We start from the raw sequence: 24,944 nt of genomic DNA on the forward strand, positions 1-24,944 counted from the left end.
AAAAATATTATTGTGCTTTGCATTAAAATAGCACCTTTTTGCGTTACAACAAGGGAAAACTAACATTTAAACATTTAATTTTTTTAGAAGTTATGATACGTAGACTACTACCAGTATTCTTATTACTTACAGTTTTTACTTTTGCTGCCCAAGCTCAAAAAAAGACACCAGAGCAAAAAGCTGCCAGAAAAGCAACCAACATTACCAAATACATCAACTCTAAGATTACTGACAAAGCCCAGCACGTAACAGCCACCCAAACGGCTTCCATCAAAACTGCTTATGTTGAGTTTTATGCTGATAAGAAAGCATTGAGAGAGAAAAAGAAAAAATTTCGTACTGATGTAAAAGAGTTTAAAGCAGAATCTAAAAAAACTCAAAGTGCAGAAAGCATTGCTAAGCTAAAAGAAATGAAGAAGAAGTTGATTGCCGACAAAAAAGCAATGAACAAAGAAGCCAAAGAAATGCGTGTGCGTCGTGAAGACAAAATCAAAGAAGCATTGAACGCTACTCAAAAGGTTCACTTTACTGCTATGAGAGCTGAGCAAGCAGCCAAGAGAAAAAACCAAAAATAAGTCACCATTACACTGTATACAGTGTTTAAAAATATTTATCCCGTGTTTGATCATAAGTATCAATCACGGGATTTTTTTATGCATACTATTTTCTCACCACTTCAATTACCCACTCTACGGGTTCGGGCGAAGCCACACTTACTACTTTACCTGTTTTTTCAATAGATGGTAAAAAAGCAGTTCCTACTATGGTATGGTCTGCCACCCAATAAATGTCCAAGTCCATAAAAGTATTTTGGTTCCAAAACGAGTGATAGTCTTTGACCGGAAATATAAATAACATACCATCAGCCTGGGTGAGTTCGCGGTAATGCATTAAGCCTTGTTGCCAGGCGTAGGGGTGGTCAGCTACCAGCAATCGGTGCATCTTACCATCAATGTCTAGCTCTACTATGGGTTGTTCTTGGTGATGATTGCTCAATATTTTAAGGTTTGTTGGTTTTAAGGGAGTAATCCACAAATAGTATACGCATTTGACAGCGGATGTTTCGCCCTGATGCGTCGTTAAATTTTTTGACTGTAGCTATGCTACGCTCGCAACCGTCGCACAGGCTGGCTCAACATCCACTGGATGTTGCCATCTCGCCTCAAACCAAAACCTCTCACTGAAAACATGTACTTTATTTACTGGTTGCTCCCTAAATAAGTAATGACACTTTATATTTAAACATTCCTCTTTCAATTGCAAACATTTAATAGTAGATTATTGAGTAGTTATTCTTTGAAGTCATCTCGCCTTTTAATAATGAACTAAAAACAGCTCATTTTGACCGCTAACGTAGCGCTGCTATGCCTCAACAAAAACGCTCTGTTAACGAACAAAAGCAACCATTTTTATCAACACTCTAAAAGGCGAGACAACTTCTATCCATAAACAATAGTTAATAGTAATGAAAGAAGATTTTCTGCACTTTTTGTGGTTGTTTCAATACTTTGACAAAAAAGACTTATGTACAACTCAAGGCGAGACGCTCAGTGTTTTACAAGTGGGTAATCATAACGCAGATGCCGGGGCAGACTTCAGTCTGGGTAAAGTGAAAATAGGAGGAGTAGACTGGGCAGGCGACATTGAGATACACCTCAAATCGTCGGACTGGAACGCCCACCAACATCAACATAATCCGGCTTATAACAATGTGATCTTGCACGTAGTGTGGCAAGATGATGCGCCTGCGCTACGCGCCGATAATACTCCTATGCCCACCCTGGAGCTCAAAGACCGCACCAACCCAAAATGGTTGGACCAATACCAGGTATTATTGAGCAACAAAGATGTTATTCCTTGTGCACGGCAATTTGCCAGTGTCAAAACTATTCAAAAGTTGGCCATGCTTGACAAGGCGCTTGCCAAACGACTTGAAGACAAAGCCTTTTTATTGAGGGCGTTGCTCGTAAAAAATAAACAAGACTGGGACGAAACTACTTACCAGGTACTGGCAAAAAACTTTGGGTTTAAGGTGAATAGCGAGCCCTTTTTAAGGCTTAGCCAAGGGTTGCCCCTTAAAGTTTTACGCAAAAGTCAGGATAGTATTTTTCAGTTAGAAGCATTATTGTTGGGGCAGGCAGGCTTGCTTCATGATAAGCCCAATGCTGAAAAAGTGGAAGATGAATACATTGATCGTTTGAGAAAAGAACATCATTTTTTGCAGCGTAAGCACCGACTAGAAGACGAGCAAATGTCTTACGAACACTGGAAGTTTATGCGGTTGCGCCCTACCAATTTTCCCACCATAAGGTTGGCACAATTTGCCTCACTCATTCACCAACAACAAAACTTATTTTCGCTGTTTTTTAACAATGACTATAAAACATTGGCCAAAAAATTACAAGTGAGTCAATCTGCTTACTGGCAACAACACTATACACCAGGCAAGCCTGCCAAAAAGCCCGTACCGTTACTAGGCAAGGACAGTATAGAGAACATCGTCATCAACACCGTAGTACCTTTGTTGGTATTGTATGCCAAAGAGAAGAAACAAGATGAGTACATGGAACGTGCTACAGGCTTTTTAGAGTATATCAAAGCCGAAAATAATCATATACTGAGAATGTGGGAAGATTTAGGGCTAAAAGTCAAAACAGCTTTTGACTCTCAAGCCTTGATCGAGCTCTACAATAATTTTTGTACACCTCGCAAATGTCTTCAGTGTAGCATAGGAATTTCTATTGTAAAAAATCCCAACTGATACTTACAATAGTCCATAGTATTTAGTCGATAGTCCATAGTTGATTCGAGTAAATGTTCACCTTGTTAAATGCTGTAAACCAGTATTTTATATTAATATTGTGTACTCGCTTTATTTTTAAAAGTGTTTCGGTTGTATGCCTAAACACCCAATTAAATAGTTTTTAAATTCATCAATAACTGATATCCAGCAAACAACTTTGACTAAAATCACTGCGGAGTATTGACTTAGGAATGGACAAAAAATAACTTTTCAGTTTAGAGGAAATTAGTCACTTATTTTTTCGCTATTCCTTAGAGTAGTTAATGTGGCAATATTCAAGGAATTGTCTAGGTGTGTATACAAAATGTAAACAGGGTTTTTGGCTTTTTTATGAAAAAACAAAGAACTTGCCTCCAACTAAATCACAAAGACACGCGGGATGTCGCAAGGCAACCCATTGATAAAGCATATAAGATTCTCTTATGAGTACTTTAAATAGTTTCCTGAATAAGCTGCCTATAGCTTTTTACACCCTGTTTACCTTCACTCTTGGTAGTTGTAGCGGTGACCGCACGTACCAAACCAAAACTATAGAAAACAGGTACAGCATTTCCATTTCGAGAGGAATGAAACAATATGAAAACCACTCAAATACCATTGCGATGCTATATCGTGACAAAGAAAGGGGAGAGTGCATTGCAGTGACCGACCACTTGAAAGAGAGTGGCAAGGCCTTGTTGACTAGTCATTTGCAAACCCTGGCAGATAACCCTGAGTTGTTGGGGGTGCCCATAAAAAATGCCCGCTTTGGCAAACCTTTCGCTAAGCAAATTAATGGTCATAATGCCATACAAGCCGGAATGAGTGCCTTGATCAAACTAGGTGATAAGTGGGAGTCTGTCTGGGGGATTGTGGCTTATATAGAAGGTAAAACCCATATTTACCAAATAACTACCTGGTTGGCAGATGATGAACCTGGTGAAGATGATGCTCGTTTGCACGATATGATTAACTCTTTTGAAGAATTGAAAGAAGAGGAGTATTAAGCACCGACAAGGTTCTACAATAGTCCATAGTATTTAGTCGATAGTCCATAGCTGATTCGAGTAAATGTTCACCTTGTTAAATGCTGTAAACCAGCATTTTATATTAAGATTGCGTACTCACTTTATTTTTAAAAGTGTTTCGGTTTTATGCCTAAACACCCAATTAAATAGTTTTTAAATTCATCAATAACTGATAACCGAGCCTCTGGCGAGCTCAACAAAGTTAATCAGCAAACAACTTTGACTAAAATCACTGCGGAGTATTGTTCTAGGTACACCTTGTTTAACTGCGTTGAACTCATCACAGCAAGCTGCTGTAGATTCGGTTCATAGGCAACTAACATACTCATAGCACACTTATTTTCAGTGGGTTATGGATTTGTTAGTTAGAAGCAAAGGTAGGGTTTGTTTGAGGGGCATACCGTTTTTTTTAACCGTTGTGTTTTTCAGGGTAGGGCAGATGCCAATTAGTAGGCAGGTGTCCTGTTTTCTGGTAATCAAAAAAAATACCTTGAGATCAACAATCTGCAAGGTATCTATGGAATCTAAACTAACCCGTGATTTATTTTAATATTTTTTATTTCTTTTGTATATCCTTTCATACGCTACTAGGTATAAAAAGGTTCTATGTAATACTGTTAAAGGAATGTTAATAAAATTGTAATTTATTTAACTATAGTTTTTATGTTAAGTAACATGTTGATAAACAGTGACTTATTCGGAGAAAACGAACCTTAAACACTGCGTGTATTTTTAATAGTTTTTTAGTTTTTATTTGGCACCTGTGTAGTTAATTAACTCACTTGTATAGCGAAAGCCACCACCACCCTCTTGGATGTGTTTGATGTTCTGTTTCAATTTGGGAGAATACCAAAAAGTATCAGTAACCTTTCCTTTGCCACCCACTTGATAGTTTTGAATATATCCCACATATTTTATTTTGTATGCCATAAACTTTCCAGCTGGTAGGTTAAGTTCTTCAAATGAAATAACCTCAGCGTCTTGACTGGTGATTCCTTTTTCTCCAGATTCGTTTGTCCACTTAGATTCATACTTCCACTTTTTTCCTACTTTCAAAGGCCAGCTACGATATGGAGTATCACTTTTCTTTTTATTCAGAATGTCAGCCATCTTTAGTGTGTCCGAACCATTCCAAAGGCCTAAAGTACCGTTATAATCTACTATCTGTCGTATATCTTCACCTGTCCCTCCCACTTTCCCGTTAGTGGTACTTTCCCATTTCCAAGTCCATTTCTCACCAATTTTATAATCATCTAAAGTTGGTTTATTTGTGGATGAAGGCTTACAACTTGCGAGGGATAATAAGATAAATGTTAACTGAAGTATTACGTTTTTTGTCATGGTTATTTACTTTAAATATTGCACTATGTATATTATGATCTGACCTTTCGCAGTATGTATTTTTGTTTTTAAGCAAAAAAATACAGTTTAGGACTAAGGTTGCGTCAGCTGGATTCAGCCTTAGTTTGTTGCCGTTAAGAATCTGTGAAACGAAGCCGTAAAAACAGATCACTGTTTGAGCGAAGCGAGTTTGAGCTGTTTCGGCGTAGTGCAACAGATTTAGGCGAAACAAACTACAGCTGCGGGGTTTTTGATTACTTTTTTACCTGTAGAAAAAAGTAATGGCTCACAGATACTCGAATCATTGCTTTTTATGAGCATATTTTGCTGAGTGGTATTTTTTCACAAAAAACAAATTTTTGACCTGCGAAAGGTCAGTTATGATAATGAACTTGTTTATTTCAAGGTGTTTTTTTGGCACCTTTGGTTCCTACGTAAGTAGAGAGTATGATTCCTGAACTTGCATCTTGTCCTTGAATTACGTTTCCTGCAAGTAGTAGGAAAAAGCAGAAGAAAGCTTTCAATGAAATTAATTTTAGTATGGTTTGTCTTTTTTGAGTAGTATCCATCAAATTCAATTTAAAATGCTCAACCAGGCGTTTGTTTTTTTAGATATAGGTTTAGTTTTGTATTTATGAATCTATTACAAGTTTTATTTGCAATGAAACCTACATTGTATAGGGCAGTTGCAAGGCTACTTTCAAAGTACACTAGTCCCCAATGCACTAGTGAGTTTATCCTCAACGTGGTTGATTGACATAATTTACTTGATTCATGATTAAGACAATAGACAAGGGGAAAGGTTGCATTCCGCAAAAAAAAATCTACAAGGTATTACCTTTAAGTTTTTTTAGTATAAACCTTACATCAGCCCCCTGTTTTACACGTTGTGCTAATACAATGATACCTACAATCAAAATACCTATTAATTTTTAACACATTATGAAAAAAACTACCTGGATACAAACACTGACCTTACTGCTAAGTGTGGTCATTTTTACCCAATGTTCAAAAAACCTGGTCGAAGTCCAGAAAACCGACTTTAAGGAAGAAGTAGCTACTCAGCAAAACCTGAAATTCACCTTTAGTCAGGACTTAGTGGCAGATAATAAATTGAACGTTTGGGATACGACAAGTTATTTGACCTTTACCCCCAAGGTAAAGGGTAAGTTTAAATGGGTGTCGAAAAATGAGTTGATTTTTTCTCCAGTCAAAGGCTTTCAACCCAGTACCGATTACAAAGCTGTGTTACAAGAGGCTTTGGTAAAGGCTGCCCCCAATAAAGTACCTGATGTGAACAAAACAAGTAGCATTGTTTTTCACACTCCTTACCTCAACCTGAAAGACTCAGACGTATACTGGGCACAAGACAACCGTCGTACGAAGCAATTGAGGATAAACCTGAATTTTAATTACAAGATAAAGCCCCAATCCATTAAAAGTCTTTTAAGTATCAAGTCGGGTGGTAAGCAAATCCAGAGCTTTCGTGTAGTGAATGATGATATGTCGAGAACCGCCCAAATTGTCATTGATGAAGCTGGTTTGCAAAATGCCGGAGCCAGTCAGATAGACTTAACCATTGCTCCCGGTTTGCGCTGTGCCGAAAGCCCTTATGTAACCACAAAACCAATTGCACATAAAGTAAGCACGCCCAATAAGCGTAACCTTGAGATTGTAAACGCCAAGGCTACGTATGAAAATAACGTTCCTTATATTCGGGTACAAACCAACCAGGCGGTAGAAGAGCTAGAGGTATTGAATAACCTGAAAATTAAGCCTTCGGTAGTATATCAGGTAAAAATGCTGGATCATGGGTTTTTGATTAAAGGAAATTTTAAGGCCAACAAAAGCTACACGGTTACACTGTCTGACAATATAAGAGGAGTTTTTGGGGGCAAACTTGCCGAGGCGCATGAGCAAGTGGTGCAGTTTGGCAGCTTGTCGCCCTACATTAGTTTTGTAGCTAAAAAAGGGCTCTACTTGTCAAGCAAGGGTAACAAAAACATTGGTATTCGCATAGTAAATGTGCCTAAAGTAAAAGTGACGGTATATAAAATCTATGAAAATAATATTCAGCGATTTGTGACTGAACGTGGCTCAGTAAAAGACAATGCGTCTAGTTATTATACCAATTACAGCAGCTATGGCGATGCAGTCCTTGATCAGGAATATGACACCAGGTCGTTGCCGCAAACCAATGGTATGCATGTATTGAATCTTGACCTCGACAAAGCCAATAACTTCAAGGGCATTTATGCTGTAAAGGTAGCCTCTACCGAAAAACAGTGGCTCAATAGTAACAAAATCGTGTCGGTGTCGGATATTGGCTTTATAGTGAAACATACCAAAGAAGATGTATTGGTTTTTGCCAACTCTATCATGAGTGCCAAACCACTCAAAGGAGTGACTGTAAGCTTGATTAGCAAAAGCAACCAACCTTTTTATAAGGCTACTACTGATGCCAACGGGGTAGCAAAGTTTGCTAAAATCAAAGAAAAGTTTCCCCAGGCAAGCGTGCGAATGATTACTGCACGTTATGGCAAAGATTTCAATTACCTTCATTTCAATCAAACTTCGGTAGAGCGCTCAGCTTTTGACATCGGGGGAATTCGTGAGAATAAATCGGGTTACCAGGCTTTTCTTTACGGAGAACGCAACTTGTATCGTCCTGGCGAAACCATCCACTTAAATACAATTGTGCGCGACCAGCAATGGAAAGTACCAGGGCAAATTCCGGTAAAACTTAAGTTGTTGCTACCCAATGGCAAAGACTTTACTACTATGCGGGGAGTACTTGACAAACAAGGTGCTTTTGCGGTTTCTATTAAGTTGCCTGCTTCGGCAATTACGGGCACCTACAATGCCGAAGTGTATTCGGCTACTGGAGTATTACTTACCTCTAAGCGTATCAGTATAGAAGAGTTTATGCCTGACCGTATCAAGGTAAAGCTGGACTTGGTAGACCACGAGTTTAAAAATATCTGGAAAAAAGACGTTAAAAACGGTGACAGAGTACAGGTAAAGGTTGAAGCTTTGAACTTGTTTGGTCCCCCTGCGGCTAATCGTAATTATGACTTAAGTTTTTACTTGCAACGTAAGTCGTTTCGACCAAATGCACCAAAATATAGAGACTATAATTTTGCCATTCGTTCGGGTGACGATAAACGGGTTTATTCTACCGATTACTTGAAAACCGAACGCCGGGAGGGTAAAACTGATACAAAGGGCTTGATCAAGGAAAGCTTTAAAATACCCGCCGAATACGTTAATCAAGGAGTACTGCAGGGCAAAGTGTTCGCCACTGTGTTTGACGAGACCGGAAGGCAGGTAAGCCGTATGAAAACCTTTGATGTGTTTACTCAAAGTACATTTTTGGGAATCAAAAAATTTGATTACTATGTAAACACCAGGTCTTCGCTGCCCATACAACTGGTGGCAGTAAACAAAAAAGGCAACCCGGTAAATGCCACTGCCAAGGTGCAAATTATCCGTTATCGTTGGCAAACCGTGCTTGAAAAAACCTACAGTGGAACGCGTTATGTTTCGCGTCGCAAGCCTAAAATATTACAAGAAAACACGGTTTCTTTCAATGGTGGGGTAGCAGCTCCTTTTAACTTTACCCCCAACTATTCGGGAGAGTATGAGGTGCGTGTAAAGTTGCCTAAGAGCGATTTTTATGTATCCCAGTCGTTTTATGCTTATCAGTATGGTACTACCGACAATGCATCGTTTGAGGTAGACAAAGATGGTAAGATTGGCATTACCCTAGATAAAAAAGAATACAATGTGGGCGACCAGGCCAAAGTGTTGTTTACTACTCCGTTTAAAGGGCGTATGCTGGTAACTGTAGAACGCAATCAAGTATACAAACACTTTTATGTAGATACTGATAAAAAATCTGCCTCAGTCACCATTCCAGTGACAGAAGCTTATCAGCCCAATGTATACATTACGGCTACCTTGATCAAACCATTGAGCGATGGTGCCATTCCATTGACAGTAGCCCATGGGTTTGCTCCTTTGAAGGTTACACGCCCCGAAAACCGCCTACAGGTAAGCATAGATGCAGTAGAAAAAACTGAATCAAAACAAAAACAAACCATCAAAGTAAAAACCAATCGTGCTGAAGCCGACGTTCAGGTAACCCTGGCTGTAGTAGATGAGGGTATTTTGCAGATGAAGCGTTACCGTTCGCCCAATCCGCTCAATTATTTCTTCCAAAAAAGAGCCCTCGAAGTAAACGCTTATGACCTGTACCCCCAGCTATTTCCCGAACTCTTCATTCGTCGCAGTAGCTCAGGTGGGGGTGGGTCGCTCGCCGATGAGCGCACCAACCCTATGGTAAACAAACGCATTAAGTTGGTGAGTTTCTGGAGCGGTGTTCTTAAAACCAATGCACAAGGCGAAGCTACATATACCATTAACATTCCTCAGTTTTCGGGTAGTTTGCGGCTCATGGCAGTGGCTTATAAAGGCAGTGCTTTTGGAGCAGCCCAAAAGAATATGATTGTAGCCGATCCTGTAGTAATATCTACAGCATTGCCCCGTTTTTTGAGTCCTGGCGATCAGCTCAAAATGCCTGTAACGCTTACCAACACTACAGACAAAGCTTCGCCTGCCTCAGTACAATTGCGTACTACTCCCAACCTAAAAGTAATTGGGCGCAAGAGTGCCAATGTAACCCTGGCAGCCAATAGCGAAAAGCAAATCATGTTTGAAGTACAAGCAGCTAAGGTAATAGACAGTGCCAAGGTAGAGGTGGTGGTCAATGCCATGGGGCGTATGTTTAGCGAAAAACAATCTATCAACATCCGAGCCTCAAGCGGATTGATCAAGAGCAGTGGCAGTGGGGTGGTAACTGCAGGTACCAATCAGTCGTTGAGTTTGAAAAAAGGGTTGCTACCTTCTACTACTCAAGCCAAATTAGTGTTGAGTAAATCACCTTTGATACAGTTTGCCAAAAGTTTGGATTACCTTATTCAGTATCCGCATGGTTGTGTAGAGCAAACTACCTCATCGGTTTTTCCTCAGTTGTATGCCCAAAACCTCATGAAGGTATTGATGCCCAAAACCAGAGGGTTTGATGCTACCTATGGCAAGCAAATCAAAGAAAATGTACAAGAAGGTATCTTAAGGTTGCAATCTATGCAAATGTACAATGGTGCATTGAGTTATTGGCCTGGAGGCAATTACGCAAGCTGGTGGGGAACTGCTTATGCTACTCACTTTTTGCTGGAAGCTAAAAAGTTAGGCTACAATGTAAACACCAGTATGCTCAACAGGATGTATACCTACCTGGCGCGTAAGTCTAAAAGCAGTACTGATGCCTACTATAGCCGCAACCGGGTACGCTACTATTACACCGATAATACAGGCGCCCGCAAGCTCAAGACTATAGCCAAACGCGAAGCCATTTATTCTTTGTATGTGTTGGCGCTTGCCAAAAAAGCCGATGTATCGACGATGAATTTCTATAAAGAAAATGCCAAGCTGTTGTCATTGGATTCAAAATATTTGTTAGCAAGTGCTTATTTTGTATTGGGTGATCAAATCAACTATAAAGTGTTGTTGCCCAAAAGCTTTAGTGGCGAAAAAGCCGAACAAGCCTTGGGTGGAAGCTTTTATTCTTATATACGCGATCAGGCGCTTGCCTTAAATGCATTGGTGGAGGCCGATCCTCAAAACCCACAAATTGCTTCATTGGCTCGCCGTTTGGGGCAGCAAGTACGTTCAGCCCGTTACCTCAATACCCAGGAAAGTGCTTTTTCTTTATTGGCGTTGGGCAAGTTGGCTACTGCCAACAAAGGAAACATACAGGCAGAGGTGACCGCCGGAGGTAGCCGTGTAGGTACGTTTGTTGGGCAAGACCTGACAGTTACCCAAAATATTGCCAATAAAGCGTTGAATATAAGGGCGACTGGTTCGGGTAGTTTGTACTACTTCTGGCAAATGAATGGTTTGAGTGCCACTGGTAAAGTAGAAAACCAAGACAATGTGATTAAGGTACGCAAACAGTTTTATGACCGTGAGGGCAACCTAATTAAAGACCATGTGTTTAGACAAAATGATTTGGTGGTGGTAAAGGTAACCGTGGCTACTGTTGATGGTTCTAGCGTAAAAAATGTAGCAGTGACTGATATGCTTCCGGCTGGTTTTGAAATAGAAAACCCTCGCCTGACTTCTTCGTCGCCTGCGGTAAGCTGGATCAAGAAAGCCAGTAATCCCGATCATTTTGATATTCGCGATGATAGAATTAACCTATTTACAACGGCTTCACGCAAAACCAAAACCTTTTATTATTTGGTAAGGGCGGTGTCGCAAGGAAACTTTACCATGGGACCTGTAAGCGCCGATGCGATGTATAATGGGGCTTTGTATTCGTACAATGGCAGTGGTACTATTAAGATTGTAGCACGGGGTAGTGACGAGGGATAGGTAGAGATAATAAGGTAAAATAATGAAGGAGGCTTTGGTAAAACAAGGCCTCTTTTTTTGTGAGAAAAACTAGTAAATTATTGATTTTCAGTGCTTAATATGTTGTGTGAATCAGTTTTTTTGCTTATTTAAGGGCTTTTGCCTTCAGTGCCGATGAACTCGTCGAGCAAGCCCAACAGCCTGGTTTAGCCAATGTGCGTCATCATTTAGAGGTTAGTGATCTTTCATAAATAACTTGAGCCATTAAAGTGTATCTATTGCCCTCATTCTTCTCAAAAAAAAGGCTTCATAACTTCGGCTATGTAGCCTTTTTTTTGAATCGCCTGAGAACAATATATTTTCTTGAATAGGCACATCTTATTTTTTCCAGATCACTTAAGCTCTGACCTTTCGCAGGTCAAAAATTTGTTTTCTGTGAAAAAATACCACTCAGCAAAATATGCTCATAAAAAGCAATGATTCGAGTATCTGTGAGCCATTACTTCCCCGAATCAAGTTCGGGATCATGGATTTCCTACAGGTAAAAAAGTAATCAAAAAACCCGCCGCTTATATCTTTACCTTATCTTAAAATAACACATAAATCATTATATTAGATAAAACCTAAATGGTAGATGATTACAATAGTTCTTACATAGCCGCCGCTAAGTACTATCACAAGATAGATACAGCACTACAGAGATCACAATCATCTACCTTTCTACTCTAAATTGAATTAAGTATCCAAGGCATAGATGTGTTCTATAGCCTGCATCTCATAAGTGAAGTTGAGTAAGAAGTAGGTGATTCATCGTTTAATTTTATGCCTTATGAAAAAAATAACTTTCGTTCAAGTTGGGATTGCTTTAGATATATCCAAAGCAGATTTTAGAGCTTGTATTATGGGTAGCAATGGTCAGAAAGTTTTTAAAGTAATTGCCAGCCGGAAGTTTTCAAATAATACCAAAGGTTTTAGCGAATTTAACCATTGGGTACAAAAAAACCTAAATAAACACTCAATAACAGAGGCTGAATATTTAATGGAAGCTACAGGTGTTTACCACGAAAACCTAGCTTGGACACTTTATGAAAAAGCACATAAAGTAATCGTGGTGTTACCTAATCAAGCAAAAGCATTCTTGAAAAGTGAGGGGATCAAGAGCAAAACTGATAAGATAGATGCCCAAGGTTTGGCAAAAATGGTGCTCGTCAAAAACCTTCGTTATTGGAAACCAATTAGTCCTGTTTTAAAGGAATTACGCACAATCGCGCGTTATTATGAGGTTATTCAAAAAGAACTCACTCAAAATTATAATCGCCTACATGCGCTTGAGCATAGCCATGACCCTAATAAGTTTGTCCTAAAACAACTTAAAAACCACCTCAAATTTCTCGAGAAGCAAAAAGAAAGCGTTCATCAACAGATTTTAGAAACTACCAAGAAAGATGAGGTGTTACACGAAAAAATGAAGCGTTTAACTACTATTTATGGAATAGGTATTTTAACTGTTGCGGTGGTTGTCGCTGAAACTAATGGCTTTGAGCTATTTAGCAGCCAGAAACAACTTACTAGCTATGCAGGGTATGATATTGTTGAACATCAATCAGGAAAATATGTTGGGCAAACACGTATATCTAAAAAAGGAAATACACATATTAGAAGAGCTTTACACTTTCCTGCCCTCAAGACAGTCAAGCAAGAAAATATTTTTCAGGAATTATATTCAAGAGTATTTGAACGAACCAAGAAAAAGATGAAAGCCTATACAGCAGTACAAAGGAAACTTCTGGTAGTGATGTATACTTTATGGAAAAAAGAAGAAAACTTTGATCTCAACTATGCAAAACAAAAAGTTGTAGAAGAGCAAGAATGCCCTCCTACACTAGGTAGTTATTAAATAACTCCTTTTGGGTAAAGTAAAGATAAAACCGTTTTTTAAAATAAACTCAAAATCTTGAAAAAATTATATCAAAAAGCTTGATTTCGCAGATAGTATCTGTAGTTTGTTTCGCCTAAATCTGTTGCACTACGCCGAACCGCAGCCCGTAAGGGCAAGCTCTGCCTTTTCGGCTAAACAGCTCAAACTCGCCTGCGGCTCAAACAGTGATCTGTTTTTACGGCTTCGTTTCACAGATTCTTAACGGCAACAAACTAAGGCTGAATCCAGCTGACGCAACCCTAGTCCTAAACTGTATTTTTTTGCTTAAAAACAAAAATACGTACTGCGAAAGGTCAGTTAAGCTGATGGAATTACAATTTTTGCTCAACGATTTGAGCTTTTTTCACACAACTCATGAAGGTTAAATAGTCTCAGCCCTGGCAACTTGTCAGGGCTGGGTTTTATTCACTCATTTGTATGACTACTCGCCCTCTTCTGCCTTTTTCACCAATTCGCCGAAAGGCTTGAGCATAATTTGCCAAAGAAAAAACACTATCTACTACCGGGCGTAATTTGCCTTGTGCTGCCCAGCTACTGATCAAGGTGAGTTTTTCACTGTCCCCATTTTCTACCATCAAGTATTTTACTTTTTTGTTTCTAAAGGCGTTGCCAATAAAATAAGGAAGATTATTAAAAGGGTTGGCAGGTATAAACTTGCCGCTTTTGTTAAGCAAGTGCTTTATTTGTGGGTACTTGACCAAGGTACTCAGGTCTAATATCAGGTCAAACTTATTCTGGAGGCTCTTAAGTGGTTGTTGGTAGTTGATCACCTGGTTGGCGCCAAGGTTACTTAAAAAAGCTTTGGTGTTGGTGCCTGCTACAGCAGTAACATTTGCCCCTAGCAACCGGGCAATTTGTATGGCATATACTCCCAGCCCTCCCGATGCTCCGTTGATTAATACTTTGCTACCCTTGCTTACTTGCCCCAAGTCTTGCAAAGCTATGAGGCTGGTCAAAGCACCCAGTGGCATCGCCGCACTCTCTTCAAAACTTAGTTGAGCAGGCATCAAAGCCACAAAATCTTCGTCGATACAAATATATTCCTGATGAGTTTTGATGCCTTTAAGCAGGTCTACATAGCCAAAAATCCGGTCTCCTTGTTTGAATCGTTTCCCCGACTTTTGTACAATGCCCGAAAACTCTAGCCCGGTATTTACCAAATGACGTTTGGCGCCCAGCAGCTTTGCTAATAAGGCGTGGTTGCCTGCCACCGTATCAGCATCAGTAGGGTTTACGGTAGCATACATTACTTTTACCAACAGTTCGTTGGCGTTGGGTACAGGCAAAGGTAAATCTTCTCTTAGTTGAAGGTGTTTATTTTCTAAAGTGAGTCCTTTCATAAGGTATCAAGTGTTTTGGGTGGTGCGATATATTTGGTTACAAAAGTAGCGACCACTTGCACGAACTACACTTGACAAAAGTCAACAAATGAAACAGGGGAGGAGAAGGGAGTTAAATTTTTCGTCTTACCCTGCTCAGGGTTTCTGGGTTGATGCCCAGGTAAGAGGCAATGTACTTAAGGGGAACCCTTTGCAAAAGCGTGGGATGGTCATGCATCACCAAGGTTTGGTAGCGTTCAGTTGCTGGATAGTTTTGCAATATATAATTATGTTTTTCGGTCAATAAATAAGCGGCCTCAAGTACTTTGCGGTACACCAGGTTTATGCCAGGAATCGTTTCTACCAAAGCAAAAAAATCTACTTTGTTGATTTCTATTAAATGAGTATTCTCAAGCGCAATGAGGCTTTCAAAAGAGGGAGTACTATGAATGAAACTTGAGAAAGGGGCACAAAAGAAGTTTTCCCAGGCAAAACAAGTAGTGTGCTCATTGTTGTCATAATCATACTGGCAATAGCGAATCATTCCTTGGGTGATAAAAGCCAATTGATGGCAAACTTCCCCTTGTTTAATCAGGCATTCATCTTTTGCCAGGCTTCTAAATGATAATTTGTCTTGTATGCGCTCCCACTCGGTTGAGGTAGGCGTGAAGTATTGCTCTAAAGCCTGCTTAAAAACCAAATTGTTCATATACTTTGATGCTATAAAAAGTAGAGGTGACGTGTGTATAATGGGTGAGTGTTGCCCTCATTGACTACTATGTGTTGGTACCCAAAACTTGTGGCTGCTTACCCATAAAAACAAAAAACCAGAAGCAAATCAATGCTTCTGGTTTCTATTTGAATCTAATATAATTGGGTATTTTTTAATTAGCAAATTTGCAACTTCAATTATGGGTAAATAAAGGAGGAATAAAAAATATGTATTTCTTTTGATAAACTTGTTAGCTGAAGCTGTGCAGTATGCTATAAAAATTACAAATCGTTATTGTCAAGTTGTCCGCCCAACACATCATACCATTCCTGGCTTATTTCGTTGGTAGTTTCTTTTGCTACTTCCTCATTGTAGCTTCGGGTTTTACCTGCTAAAGAGGCATTTTCCATTTTAATCAACTGACTAATAAAGTTTTTCTTACGATTTTCCTGATTCATATAATTTATATAATTGGTTTTTGTTGTTATTATTAACGGCAATGTAGTACAAAAAAATAACTTGATTTTTTTGGATTTTGTTTAAAAACATTTTGCACTAGGGTTTTTTGACAAATTAAATATTATATTTTCAAGATTTGCCAAAACCTTACAGGTTATTTGAACCATATTGCCAGACACCTTTATCTGAGTATTTACCCTCAAACAGCGCAAGGATAAATGCTTAATGTGTTGATTTACAGTGGTTTATTATTATTAAGAAGGAGAGAGAAAAGCTTGTTTGGGGGTGAAAAAACCTTGGTTTTAGGGATGAAAAAGTTACAAGCGCAAGAAGAGGTAAAAGATTAAATAAGGGGTGAATTTGAAAAATATACTTTTTTATTGGTAAAGTGCAAATATATAAACTACGAGTCCTATAAAAAAAGGTTGTATATTCAATGTTAAATATACAACCTTGTCCTATTTTTTTTGAAAAATGCATCAATCAAGTTGACTGATAGCTTTGCCGAGCAGCATAGCAAATATATCGGTATTGGCACCAAAGTTTAAAAAGGGGTTAATGCCTTTCTCCTTTTCTAAAAATATACCATTGATATATACTTCAAACTCGGTAATACGATTGAGTAAAATAATTTTATCACCTTTGGCTCCCTTAAAAATAATTTTCTTATTGGTCAGGTAAAGCTGCCCATTATCTATATGGTTCCACTCCTTTTCGTGTAGGGTCTTTTCCTGTTTGTGGATATTTCTCCAGTAATCACCTTTCGCAATTTTGATTCTAAGCCCTGACCGAGTACTATGGTCAATGTCAGGGTGGATGGCATTTTCTAACCAGTCGGCTTTAGTCTGAAAGTAACATTTTTCTTTGCGAGGCAAGCCAATATTTACTTCTAACTCTGGAATCTCATCATTTTCTATTTGCCAAAACAGCTTGTACTTGTCAAGGTTGGCACGGGTGGCAGAGTCTAGTTTTACCTCAGCGTTGAGGTTTTGAGCAATTTTTTGCAATTCAGCTTCTTCTTCTGGCGATAACATCTCGTCAGAAAGCGCATTATTCATAAAGTTATTCAACAGTTCTTGTCCGCTGGTTTGGTATATTTTTTCGGCAACATCTGTGGGTAGTTTTAAATCATTCTGTAGTTTTTCCATCAATTGCTTCTCGTCATCATCCAGCATTCCATCTTCAATGGCTTTTTCCACCTCTACTTTATAAATTTCACCAGCCAGTTGGCTATGTATAATATCTACTTCTTTGTCGTTAATGCCTAAAATAAACTTAAGATGCTTTAGATCAGCCAGCTCTTCTTCCGACAAATATTTGTCATCCAGACAACTTCTGAGATAATCGGTGTAAAACACCAATACATCATTATTAAACTCACCTTCAAGGTTTACCTTGTATTTGGCCGCAATATTTTGAACTTCGTCTACAGTGATGCTGGTGAGTTCTTTTTCAGCCAAAAGATTATTGATCTCAATCAAGGCGTTCTCTTTTACTTTTTGTCCAAGCAGGTTTTTCAAAAAACCACCTTTTACTAATTCTTTCTTTTTGTAGATATGATGTTCCATATATTTTATGACCGAATGATTGATGAAGCCGTACTGGCTATTATTTTATAATCAAAAATCTTAGTAATTTCTGTAAAAATGAAAGTATACCCAAATAACACAAGGGGACTATTTTGCCAAAATTATGTGTATGCTCTTGATGCAACAGTTATTGGTTTGGCAAAGTTTAAAACAACCCCCATGATAAAAACCGTATGCGCAAAATGTTTGCCTAACTAGCTTTTAATTAATAGTTTATTCGTCAAATAGCCACCTGTATACCCGGTCTGTTTTCTCTCTGACTTCATCTAATGAAAAAGCTCGAATAAGCCTTACATATTCTTTGCCTTCTAAGAGCAAAATAAATACAGGTACCGTAAACACACTATATTGCGCGGCAAGTTCAGGACTACTTGTTATGTTTATTTCCTGCCACTCAAGTTTAGGATAATGGGTGCTTATTAGTTGGGCTACTTTGGGTTTAAGCACAGTGCATACTGAACACCCAGCACTGGTAAAGTATAATGCCTTATTATCTGCACTTATTTGCATTATTTTATTCGTTGGTATACAAAGGTTATTTTTCTGACTTTCTTCCTTACCACACCACTTATTTGCACTTGTAGCGTTTGGGTGTTTTTCAGACGATATTCAATCTTTTGAGGAAAGTCGTGTTTTTCATTGATGAATATAACCTTTTTTTTACGTTTTTTAGCTAACCTAAACTTAATTGGTTTACCATCGTTTTGTTCCAATACTTTTGCCACAAAACAAACTTGTCCTTTATCTTTTATTACTCTAATGGTTTCAGTAAAGGTGCTGTCACCTTTGCTTAGGTCTAGCACCCTTGCCTGAAAGGAGCCCGACGTAGCCTGTGTCCATTGCTCTAGCACGGGGCGATTGTTGAGTTTCCAAGTACCCACTATTTGGTTGAAAAACTTATCTGTAGGCAGTTTGTTAAGCATTTGACCATACCCAAAAGATAGTGTAATGAACACCAAACAACCTGTAGCCAGCCATTGACTAATCCATCTCATTTTTGATAATATTTAAGTGTTATATATTTTAACCCTCCACACGTAACTACGAGGCGCAAAAGTCTCAAAATAAAAATGCCTGTAACAGCAAAAGCGTTACAGGCATCCTATTGTAATGTATAAAAAGCAGGTTATTTTAGCATTTTAATCAAACCCGCCAATTTATTTTTCATTTCGGTTCTATCTATGATAAAATCAAGGAAACCGTGCTCGAGTAAATATTCTGAAGTTTGAAATCCTTCAGGTAAGTCTCTGCCTATGGTTTCTCTGATAATACGTGGCCCGGCAAAACCAATCAAAGCCTCTGGTTCGGCAATGTTAAAGTCACCTAACATAGAAAAAGAAGCCGATACTCCACCAGTAGTAGGGTCAGTAAGCAATGATATATAAGGAACTTTGGCTTCGGCAAGCAAAGCAAGCTTAGCCGATGTTTTGGCCATTTGCATCAACGAGTACCCTGCCTCCATCATGCGGGCGCCCCCCGATTTAGATACTACAATCAAAGGGTATTTTTTCTCACGGGCAAAATCTATAGCTCTTGATATTTTTTCACCAACAACCGAACCCATTGATCCTCCAATGAAGCCAAAATCCATGACTGCCAATACAATATTTTCCCCCTTCATTTTCCCATGACCAGTTCTTACGGCATCTTTCAATCCAGATTTATATTGTGACTGTTGAATACGTGTAGGGTAAGTCTTGGTGTCTGAAAAATCAAGCGGATCGCCAGACATCATATTTGCGTCCAGTTCGGTGAATTCATTTTTGTCAAAAAACACCTCAAAATATTCTTTAGAGCCTATTCTGGCGTGAAAATGACACTCTATGCAAGTATAAGCATTTTGCTTATGGTCGCGCGAGTTCATTACGTTTTTACATTTTGGACATTTGTACCAGTGCCCCTCAGGAGTTTCTTTTTTTGCTGAGGTAGGTGTAATAATCCCTTTTTTTTCTCTTTTATACCAAGCCATATTTTTGTTTTTTGGGGTAACAAGTGGTCAGAGGTACAAGCACAGGAGGGTATCTACCCTTATAGAAAAACCTGATGCTATGACTGGTCTGATGCATCAAATACTCTTTTTTCAGAGCATTTATTACCTGCTACCAATATCTGAAAACAGGTGTAGGCATTGATCTTTGTTAAAGTTAAAAGATGCCCGTTTCACCAAATTTTAAATGTAAATAACTGACTTATAAAGTTTTATAAATAAACCCGTTGTTATCAGGTTTGTGTTTTTTATGTAACTGACTTAAAATTAGTCGCCAAATTTAAATGTAAATAATCAATTTATGAAAGTTATGTAAGATTGTTCACCCAAAAAATGTGTGGCATACCTCCTAACTTCCAAGATATTGTACTTGTAGCTTGTGCTGATAATTATTTTGTTTTAGGTAAATTTTCCCGGATAGTTAATGGGTGTCTGTTTTCATCAATGGCCACAAATGTAAAATTACCCGAAATGGCTCGTTGTCGGGTTTCTTCGTACATGTGTTCCAAAAAAATATCTACTTGCACCCCCAGGCTGGTATTACCTACCTTGACTACCTTGCCTATTAGCTCTATGAATGAGCCTGCCGGAATGGGTTGTTTAAAGTCAACCCGGTCAGAACTTACCGTTACTACCTTAAGGCGGGTAAACCGAGTAGCTGTAATAAAGGCCACTTCATCCATAAGTTGTAAGGCGGTACCCCCAAACAAGGTGTCATAGTGGTTGGTGGTATTTGGAAAAACTGCCTTGAATATATGCGTTTCTGACTCTTCAATACGTTTTGTTAAATTTGTATCCATTTTAAATGATTGTTTTGGGGTAAAACCATCTTTTAGGAGAGAGTTACAAAGAGGGCAAAGCGCAACAAGGCTATGAATTTACTTTATAAAAAAGGTCATTCCATAGTTATTTTCCAAACGCCTCACACCCAACTCTAGCTCCCGAAAGTTAAGTATACTAACTATTACAAGGCAGGTCTACTGACTCGTTGCATACTCTTTGCGCCTTCCCATAAGTACGCATACTTACAGTGGCATTATGTGCAAAAAAGAGCTTTTACAACTTACAGTTGCGGGTACAGTGCTGGTTTTTCACCAGCTTCCCTTTTCGTTTGCCGTAGCAAAACCTTGTAAAGTGTGTTGAAAAAAAGAATCCGCAGCATTGAATACTGCGGAAACTAAAAAATAAAAATTCAGTAAAACCACGATGGTTAAAAGCTCCAACAGGGACAAGCTTTAAGCAACAAGTCGCAAGTCCTTAGATACCGATGAATATCGGTGCTACTCCCTATTTAACTACGTTGAGCTCATCACAGCAAGTTAGTTAAACAGGTAACTAACAAATTCATAGTATATTCATTAGATTATAAATTTGTTAGTTAGAAGTGGTTTTACTTGTGTTTTGAGACCTAAGCCCTTAGGCTTAGGCCAATGTAATTTTATCTTCTAAGTACACATCCTGAACAGCATTCAAAATGTCTACTCCTTCTGCTACAGGTCTTTGGAAAGCCTTACGCCCTAAGATCAAGCCACTTCCACCAGCACGTTTATTGATCACGGCAGTTTTTACTGCATCCGCCTTGTCGCTGTCTCCACCAGACGCCCCACCAGAGTTGATAAGCCCAATACGTCCCATGTAGCAGTTAGCCACTTGATAACGACACAAGTCAATAGGGTTGTCAGAAGCAAGGTCACTATACATTTTTGGGTGAGACTTGCTAAAGTTAATTGTTGTAAACCCTTCATTGTTTTCAGGAAGCTTTTGTTTAATAACATCTGCCTGAATGGTTACTCCCAAGTGGTTTGCTTGTCCGGTCAAGTCGGCGGCTACGTGGTAGTCAATGCCATCCTTCTTAAACGAAGAGTTACGAGTGTAACACCACAATATAGTAGCCATACCCAAAGAGTGTGCTTCTTCGAACGCTTGAGCTACTTCTACAATTTGACGAGAAGATTCTTCAGAACCAAAGTAGATAGTGGCACCTACCGCAGTTGCCCCCAAATTCCAGGCTTCACGGATAGACCCAAACATAATTTGGTCAAACTTAGATGGGTAAGTGAGTAATTCGTTATGGTTAATTTTTACTACAAAAGGAATCTTGTGTGCATACTTTCGCGACATCATGGCAAGGTTTCCATAAGTAGTAGCTACTCCATTGCAGCCACCTTCTATAGCCAATTTGATGATATGCTCAGGGTCAAAATAAATTGGGTTAGGAGCAAAAGAAGCACCACCCGTATGTTCAATGCCTTGGTCGATAGGTAAGATAGACAGGTATCCTGTGCCTCCTAAACGCCCGTGGTTATACAAAGACGCAATACTTTTTAAAACCTGTGGATTACGGTTAGAATTTATAAATTGATCATCTACCACATTGCCACTGGTTTTGTGCAACATGTCTTTTGAGATAGTTTTACTTTCGTGAGTAAACAAGTCTTCGTTATTTTTACCCAGTAAGTTTACAATTTCGTCGTATGTCATTACTTTATTTTTTAGGAGTTTTTGTGATCTATCCAAAGTTGGCAAATATATCATGAAAAGTTGAAACAAAAAGCTATTAGCTTGCTTTGAGACATATATTTTATCTGGTTTTTGATAAAATTTCTCCTTAAATTTCGATAGTATGCAATATCTTATCAATTGTATTTTCGTATATCTTTTTAAAAACTCATTTCTAACTTGCATATTCACATGTCTACTTTACGCTGCTTCGTTGTATTAATTTTGTTGTTCTATTGTGGAAGGTTTTCTGCTTCTGCTCAAAAAAAAATGGACATTAACCGACTGTTTTACAGTAACCTTGACCAAGCCCTTCAGAATAAAAGTAAAGTACAACGGCTCAACCTAAGTAGCCAAAAGTTAAAAAAAATCCCTCAAAATATTGTCTTGCTCAAAAACCTGGAAGAACTCAACCTGGGGAATAATCAATTGACAGTTTTTCCTAAAGTACTTTTTCAATTAAAAAAACTGAAAATACTCCGGTTGTATAATAATAACATCAAACATTTGCCTCAAGGCATAGACAGTTTAAAGTCGCTTGAAGTGTTGGACATTCAGCGTAACTCATTGGTTGATTTGCCCGGCAAGATTGTTCGTTTGCGTAACCTTACCCAGTTGAATATTGCCAACAATAAAGTAAAAGAATTGCCCGAAAATATAGGAAAGCTTAAAAAGATGCGTGTATTTGAGGCGTATGGCAATCAGCTAAAACAGCTTCCGGCGAGCTTCAGTAGTTTGCGAAAACTAGAAAGCCTGGGGTTGGGAAAGAATCAACTGGAAAGTGTCTCGTTGGGCAAATATAAAAACCTGCAATCGCTTGATATAAGCCGCAACCGTTTGACTAAAATACCTGATAACTTAGGAAGTTTAAAAAAGCTTACTTCGCTTTTTTTGCAGCAAAATAACCTGACCAAACTACCTGAAAAAATAGGGGCTTTATCCCAGTTGCGTCGTTTGTACTTAAATGAAAACAAGATCAAACAATTGCCTAAAGAACTAACATCTCTTGTTCAGTTGCAGGTAGTAAAGCTTGAGCATAACCAGTTGCTAGAGTTGCCCAACGATATTGGTAAATTGAGCCAACTCAAAGTATTGAGCCTGCACCACAACCTACTGCGTGCTTTGCCCGAAAGCATAGGCAACCTTACCCTATTACCTACGTTGCAGTTGAGCAACAATCGCCTGGAATTGTTGCCTTCCAGCCTTGGCAACATGGCTTCATTGAAGTCTATCTGGGTGAGAAAAAATAATTTACAAACTTTACCCAAAAGCATTAGCCAGCTCAAAAAAATAGAGCGTATCTACGCCTCTCAGAACCAAATCTCTTTGTTGCCTGTAGAATTGGCAGAGCTTACCCAGCTCAAAAGCCTGGCAATTAGTGGCAATCTGTTGACCGAAATACCCTCTGAACTGTGGGGGCTCGAAGAACTCTATTACCTCGATGCCAGTCGAAATCAAATTACCAGTTTGCCCAACAAAATATCTGATCTTCGTTCGTTGCGTATATTGGTATTGTCACACAACCGTTTACGTACTTTGCCATTTGGTATTACTCGCCTAAAAAACTTGAGAGAGTTATACCTTGATAATAATCAATTGGCTAAATTGCCCCCTAATATGGGAGCTTTGCTCAACTTGAAAATATTTACAATGAAACGTAATGGATTCACTAATGAACAAAAAGCTCATATTAGAAAACAGCTTTCCCACGTTAGAATAGGATTTTAATGCATATACAACCTGAGGTATCACTTAAGCCTCACAATACTTTTGGCATAGATGTAAAAGCCCAACAATTTGTAGAGGTTCATCAACTTTCTGATTTACAAACTTTACTAAAGGAACAACAACAAAACCCGACTCCATTGTTGATATTGGGTGGAGGGAGTAATGTGTTGTTTACCCGTGATTTTGAAGGCTTGGTAGCTAAAATAAAGCTTAAGGGGATCAGGCTCCTGCGGGAAGATGACTCAAATGTTTGGCTGGAAGCCGCTGCTGGCGAAGTATGGCACGATTTGGTAATGCATTGTGTACAAAAAGGATATGGAGGAATTGAAAACCTCTCGCTGATACCTGGAACAGTAGGGGCAGCCCCTATGCAAAACATTGGAGCGTATGGTGTAGAGATAAAACAAGTACTGGAGACAGTGCAGGCAGTAGAGCGTAGTACAGGGGTACTCAAGGTTTTTACCAACGAGGAGTGCAAGTTTGGGTACCGAGAGAGTGTATTTAAAAACATTTACAAAGATCAATTTGTAATCACTGGTATTACCCTAAAGCTCTCTAAAAAGCCAACGTTTAATACCAGTTATGGTGCCATTCAAGAGGTTTTGCAAACCAACCAAGTCAAAGAGTTAAGTATACAGGCAATTAGTGATGCCGTTTGTCAGATTCGGTCGAGCAAACTACCCGACCCCGCCAAGATTGGGAATGCTGGAAGCTTCTTTAAAAACCCCACCATACCTTTCACTCAATTTGAGCAACTCAAACAAGCTTTTCCGCATATTGTAGGCTATCCAGTGGCCAACAGCCAGGTAAAAGTACCAGCAGGGTGGTTAATAGAGCAAAGCGGCTGGAAAGGCAAACGTTTTGGACACATTGGCGTGCATAGTCGTCAGGCTTTGGTATTGGTTAATTATGGCGGTGGTGAGGGCAGTCAAATACGCCAATTATCAGCAGATATTCAGCAATCTGTTTTACAAAAATTTGGCATTGCTATTCAGCCAGAAATCAATATTATATAAATCACATAGGTGCAAGCCTTAAGCGATAAGCTTCAAGTTAGCCTTGGTTCTACTAGCAAATGTATAAGTTACTGATTTTTAAGTGTTTGTAATTTATCTGGCTTTACTAAACTTGATGATGACTCAATAGT

Annotated in this window: 18 protein-coding genes and 1 riboswitch; of the genes, 7 read left to right on the forward strand and 11 right to left on the reverse strand. The window is 38.9% G+C overall.

Annotation, left to right across the window (positions count from 1 at the left end; translation table 11 throughout):
• The first annotated feature begins 92 nt into the window (after nucleotides 1–92).
• Nucleotides 93–575: a hypothetical protein gene (locus tag M23134_RS03235; protein WP_002693901.1), complete on the forward strand. Its 483-nt coding sequence runs from the start codon at nucleotides 93–95 to the stop codon at nucleotides 573–575.
• Between the two features lie 85 nt (nucleotides 576–660).
• On the opposite strand, the gene M23134_RS37470 is transcribed toward M23134_RS03235, so the two are convergent.
• Complete coding sequence (locus M23134_RS37470) at nucleotides 661–996, reverse strand: DUF192 domain-containing protein (protein WP_157558313.1); 336 nt, start codon at nucleotides 994–996, stop codon at nucleotides 661–663.
• Between the two features lie 469 nt (nucleotides 997–1,465).
• Between M23134_RS37470 and M23134_RS03245 the strand changes: the two genes are divergently transcribed.
• A complete protein-coding gene (locus M23134_RS03245; RefSeq protein WP_002693904.1) occupies nucleotides 1,466–2,761 on the forward strand; it encodes a DUF2851 family protein in 1,296 nt (431 codons plus the stop codon).
• Between the two features lie 464 nt (nucleotides 2,762–3,225).
• Nucleotides 3,226–3,789, forward strand: coding sequence for a hypothetical protein (locus M23134_RS03250; RefSeq protein WP_002693906.1), 564 nt, complete (start codon nucleotides 3,226–3,228; stop codon nucleotides 3,787–3,789).
• A 771-nt stretch (nucleotides 3,790–4,560) separates the two neighbouring features.
• Here the strand turns inward: M23134_RS03250 and M23134_RS03255 are convergent.
• Nucleotides 4,561–5,151, reverse strand: coding sequence for a hypothetical protein (locus tag M23134_RS03255; protein WP_045112916.1), 591 nt, complete (start codon nucleotides 5,149–5,151; stop codon nucleotides 4,561–4,563).
• Between the two features lie 942 nt (nucleotides 5,152–6,093).
• On the opposite strand from M23134_RS03255, the gene M23134_RS03260 reads away from it, so the two are divergent.
• Nucleotides 6,094–11,586 (forward strand): alpha-2-macroglobulin family protein, encoded by a 5,493-nt coding sequence (locus M23134_RS03260; protein ID WP_002693909.1) that lies wholly within the window; start codon nucleotides 6,094–6,096, stop codon nucleotides 11,584–11,586.
• Between the two features lie 808 nt (nucleotides 11,587–12,394).
• Nucleotides 12,395–13,462, forward strand: coding sequence for an IS110 family RNA-guided transposase (locus tag M23134_RS03265; protein ID WP_002693910.1), 1,068 nt, complete (start codon nucleotides 12,395–12,397; stop codon nucleotides 13,460–13,462).
• A gap of 443 nt (nucleotides 13,463–13,905) precedes the next feature.
• On the opposite strand, the gene M23134_RS03270 is transcribed toward M23134_RS03265, so the two are convergent.
• From M23134_RS03270 to M23134_RS03305, 9 genes are all read right to left on the reverse strand, one after another.
• On the reverse strand, nucleotides 13,906–14,844 hold the full coding sequence (locus M23134_RS03270; protein ID WP_002693911.1) for an NAD(P)-dependent alcohol dehydrogenase: 939 nt from the start codon (nucleotides 14,842–14,844) through the stop codon (nucleotides 13,906–13,908).
• Nucleotides 14,845–14,956: 112 nt separating this feature from the next.
• Nucleotides 14,957–15,532, reverse strand: coding sequence for a Crp/Fnr family transcriptional regulator (locus M23134_RS03275; RefSeq protein ID WP_002693912.1), 576 nt, complete (start codon nucleotides 15,530–15,532; stop codon nucleotides 14,957–14,959).
• 284 nt (nucleotides 15,533–15,816) lie between these two features.
• A complete protein-coding gene (locus M23134_RS40885; RefSeq protein ID WP_002693914.1) occupies nucleotides 15,817–15,993 on the reverse strand; it encodes a hypothetical protein in 177 nt (58 codons plus the stop codon).
• Nucleotides 15,994–16,473: 480 nt separating this feature from the next.
• Nucleotides 16,474–17,562: a hypothetical protein gene (locus M23134_RS03280; RefSeq protein ID WP_002693916.1), complete on the reverse strand. Its 1,089-nt coding sequence runs from the start codon at nucleotides 17,560–17,562 to the stop codon at nucleotides 16,474–16,476.
• A 234-nt stretch (nucleotides 17,563–17,796) separates the two neighbouring features.
• A complete protein-coding gene (locus tag M23134_RS03285; protein ID WP_002693917.1) occupies nucleotides 17,797–18,093 on the reverse strand; it encodes a thioredoxin family protein in 297 nt (98 codons plus the stop codon).
• Nucleotides 18,093–18,578 carry a DUF6265 family protein gene (locus M23134_RS03290; RefSeq protein WP_002693918.1) on the reverse strand — a complete coding sequence of 162 codons (486 nt, stop codon included), beginning with the start codon at nucleotides 18,576–18,578 and terminating at the stop codon, nucleotides 18,093–18,095. Before M23134_RS03290 ends, M23134_RS03285 begins: the two co-directional genes overlap by 1 nt.
• 131 nt (nucleotides 18,579–18,709) lie before the next feature.
• Entirely contained in the window at nucleotides 18,710–19,552 is an 843-nt protein-coding gene (accD, locus tag M23134_RS03295) for an acetyl-CoA carboxylase, carboxyltransferase subunit beta (RefSeq protein ID WP_002693919.1), read from the reverse strand.
• Nucleotides 19,553–19,959: 407 nt separating this feature from the next.
• Nucleotides 19,960–20,370, reverse strand: a complete 411-nt coding sequence (locus M23134_RS03300; RefSeq protein ID WP_002693921.1) for an acyl-CoA thioesterase — start codon at nucleotides 20,368–20,370, stop codon at nucleotides 19,960–19,962.
• A 153-nt stretch (nucleotides 20,371–20,523) separates the two neighbouring features.
• Nucleotides 20,524–20,715: riboswitch (cobalamin riboswitch) on the reverse strand.
• 277 nt (nucleotides 20,716–20,992) lie between these two features.
• Nucleotides 20,993–22,051 (reverse strand): class I fructose-bisphosphate aldolase, encoded by a 1,059-nt coding sequence (locus M23134_RS03305; protein ID WP_045112917.1) that lies wholly within the window; start codon nucleotides 22,049–22,051, stop codon nucleotides 20,993–20,995.
• Between the two features lie 288 nt (nucleotides 22,052–22,339).
• On the opposite strand from M23134_RS03305, the gene M23134_RS03310 reads away from it, so the two are divergent.
• Together M23134_RS03310 and murB are read left to right on the forward strand one after the other, a co-directional pair.
• Nucleotides 22,340–23,797 (forward strand): leucine-rich repeat domain-containing protein, encoded by a 1,458-nt coding sequence (locus M23134_RS03310; RefSeq protein ID WP_053337234.1) that lies wholly within the window; start codon nucleotides 22,340–22,342, stop codon nucleotides 23,795–23,797.
• Nucleotides 23,797–24,813 carry a UDP-N-acetylmuramate dehydrogenase gene (gene murB / locus M23134_RS03315; RefSeq protein ID WP_002693925.1) on the forward strand — a complete coding sequence of 339 codons (1,017 nt, stop codon included), beginning with the start codon at nucleotides 23,797–23,799 and terminating at the stop codon, nucleotides 24,811–24,813. The genes M23134_RS03310 and murB overlap by 1 nt, the downstream gene beginning before the upstream one ends.
• Nucleotides 24,814–24,944: the final 131 nt, after the last annotated feature.

Source organism: Microscilla marina ATCC 23134, assembly GCF_000169175.1.
GTDB classification, from domain to species: domain Bacteria; phylum Bacteroidota; class Bacteroidia; order Cytophagales; family Microscillaceae; genus Microscilla; species Microscilla marina.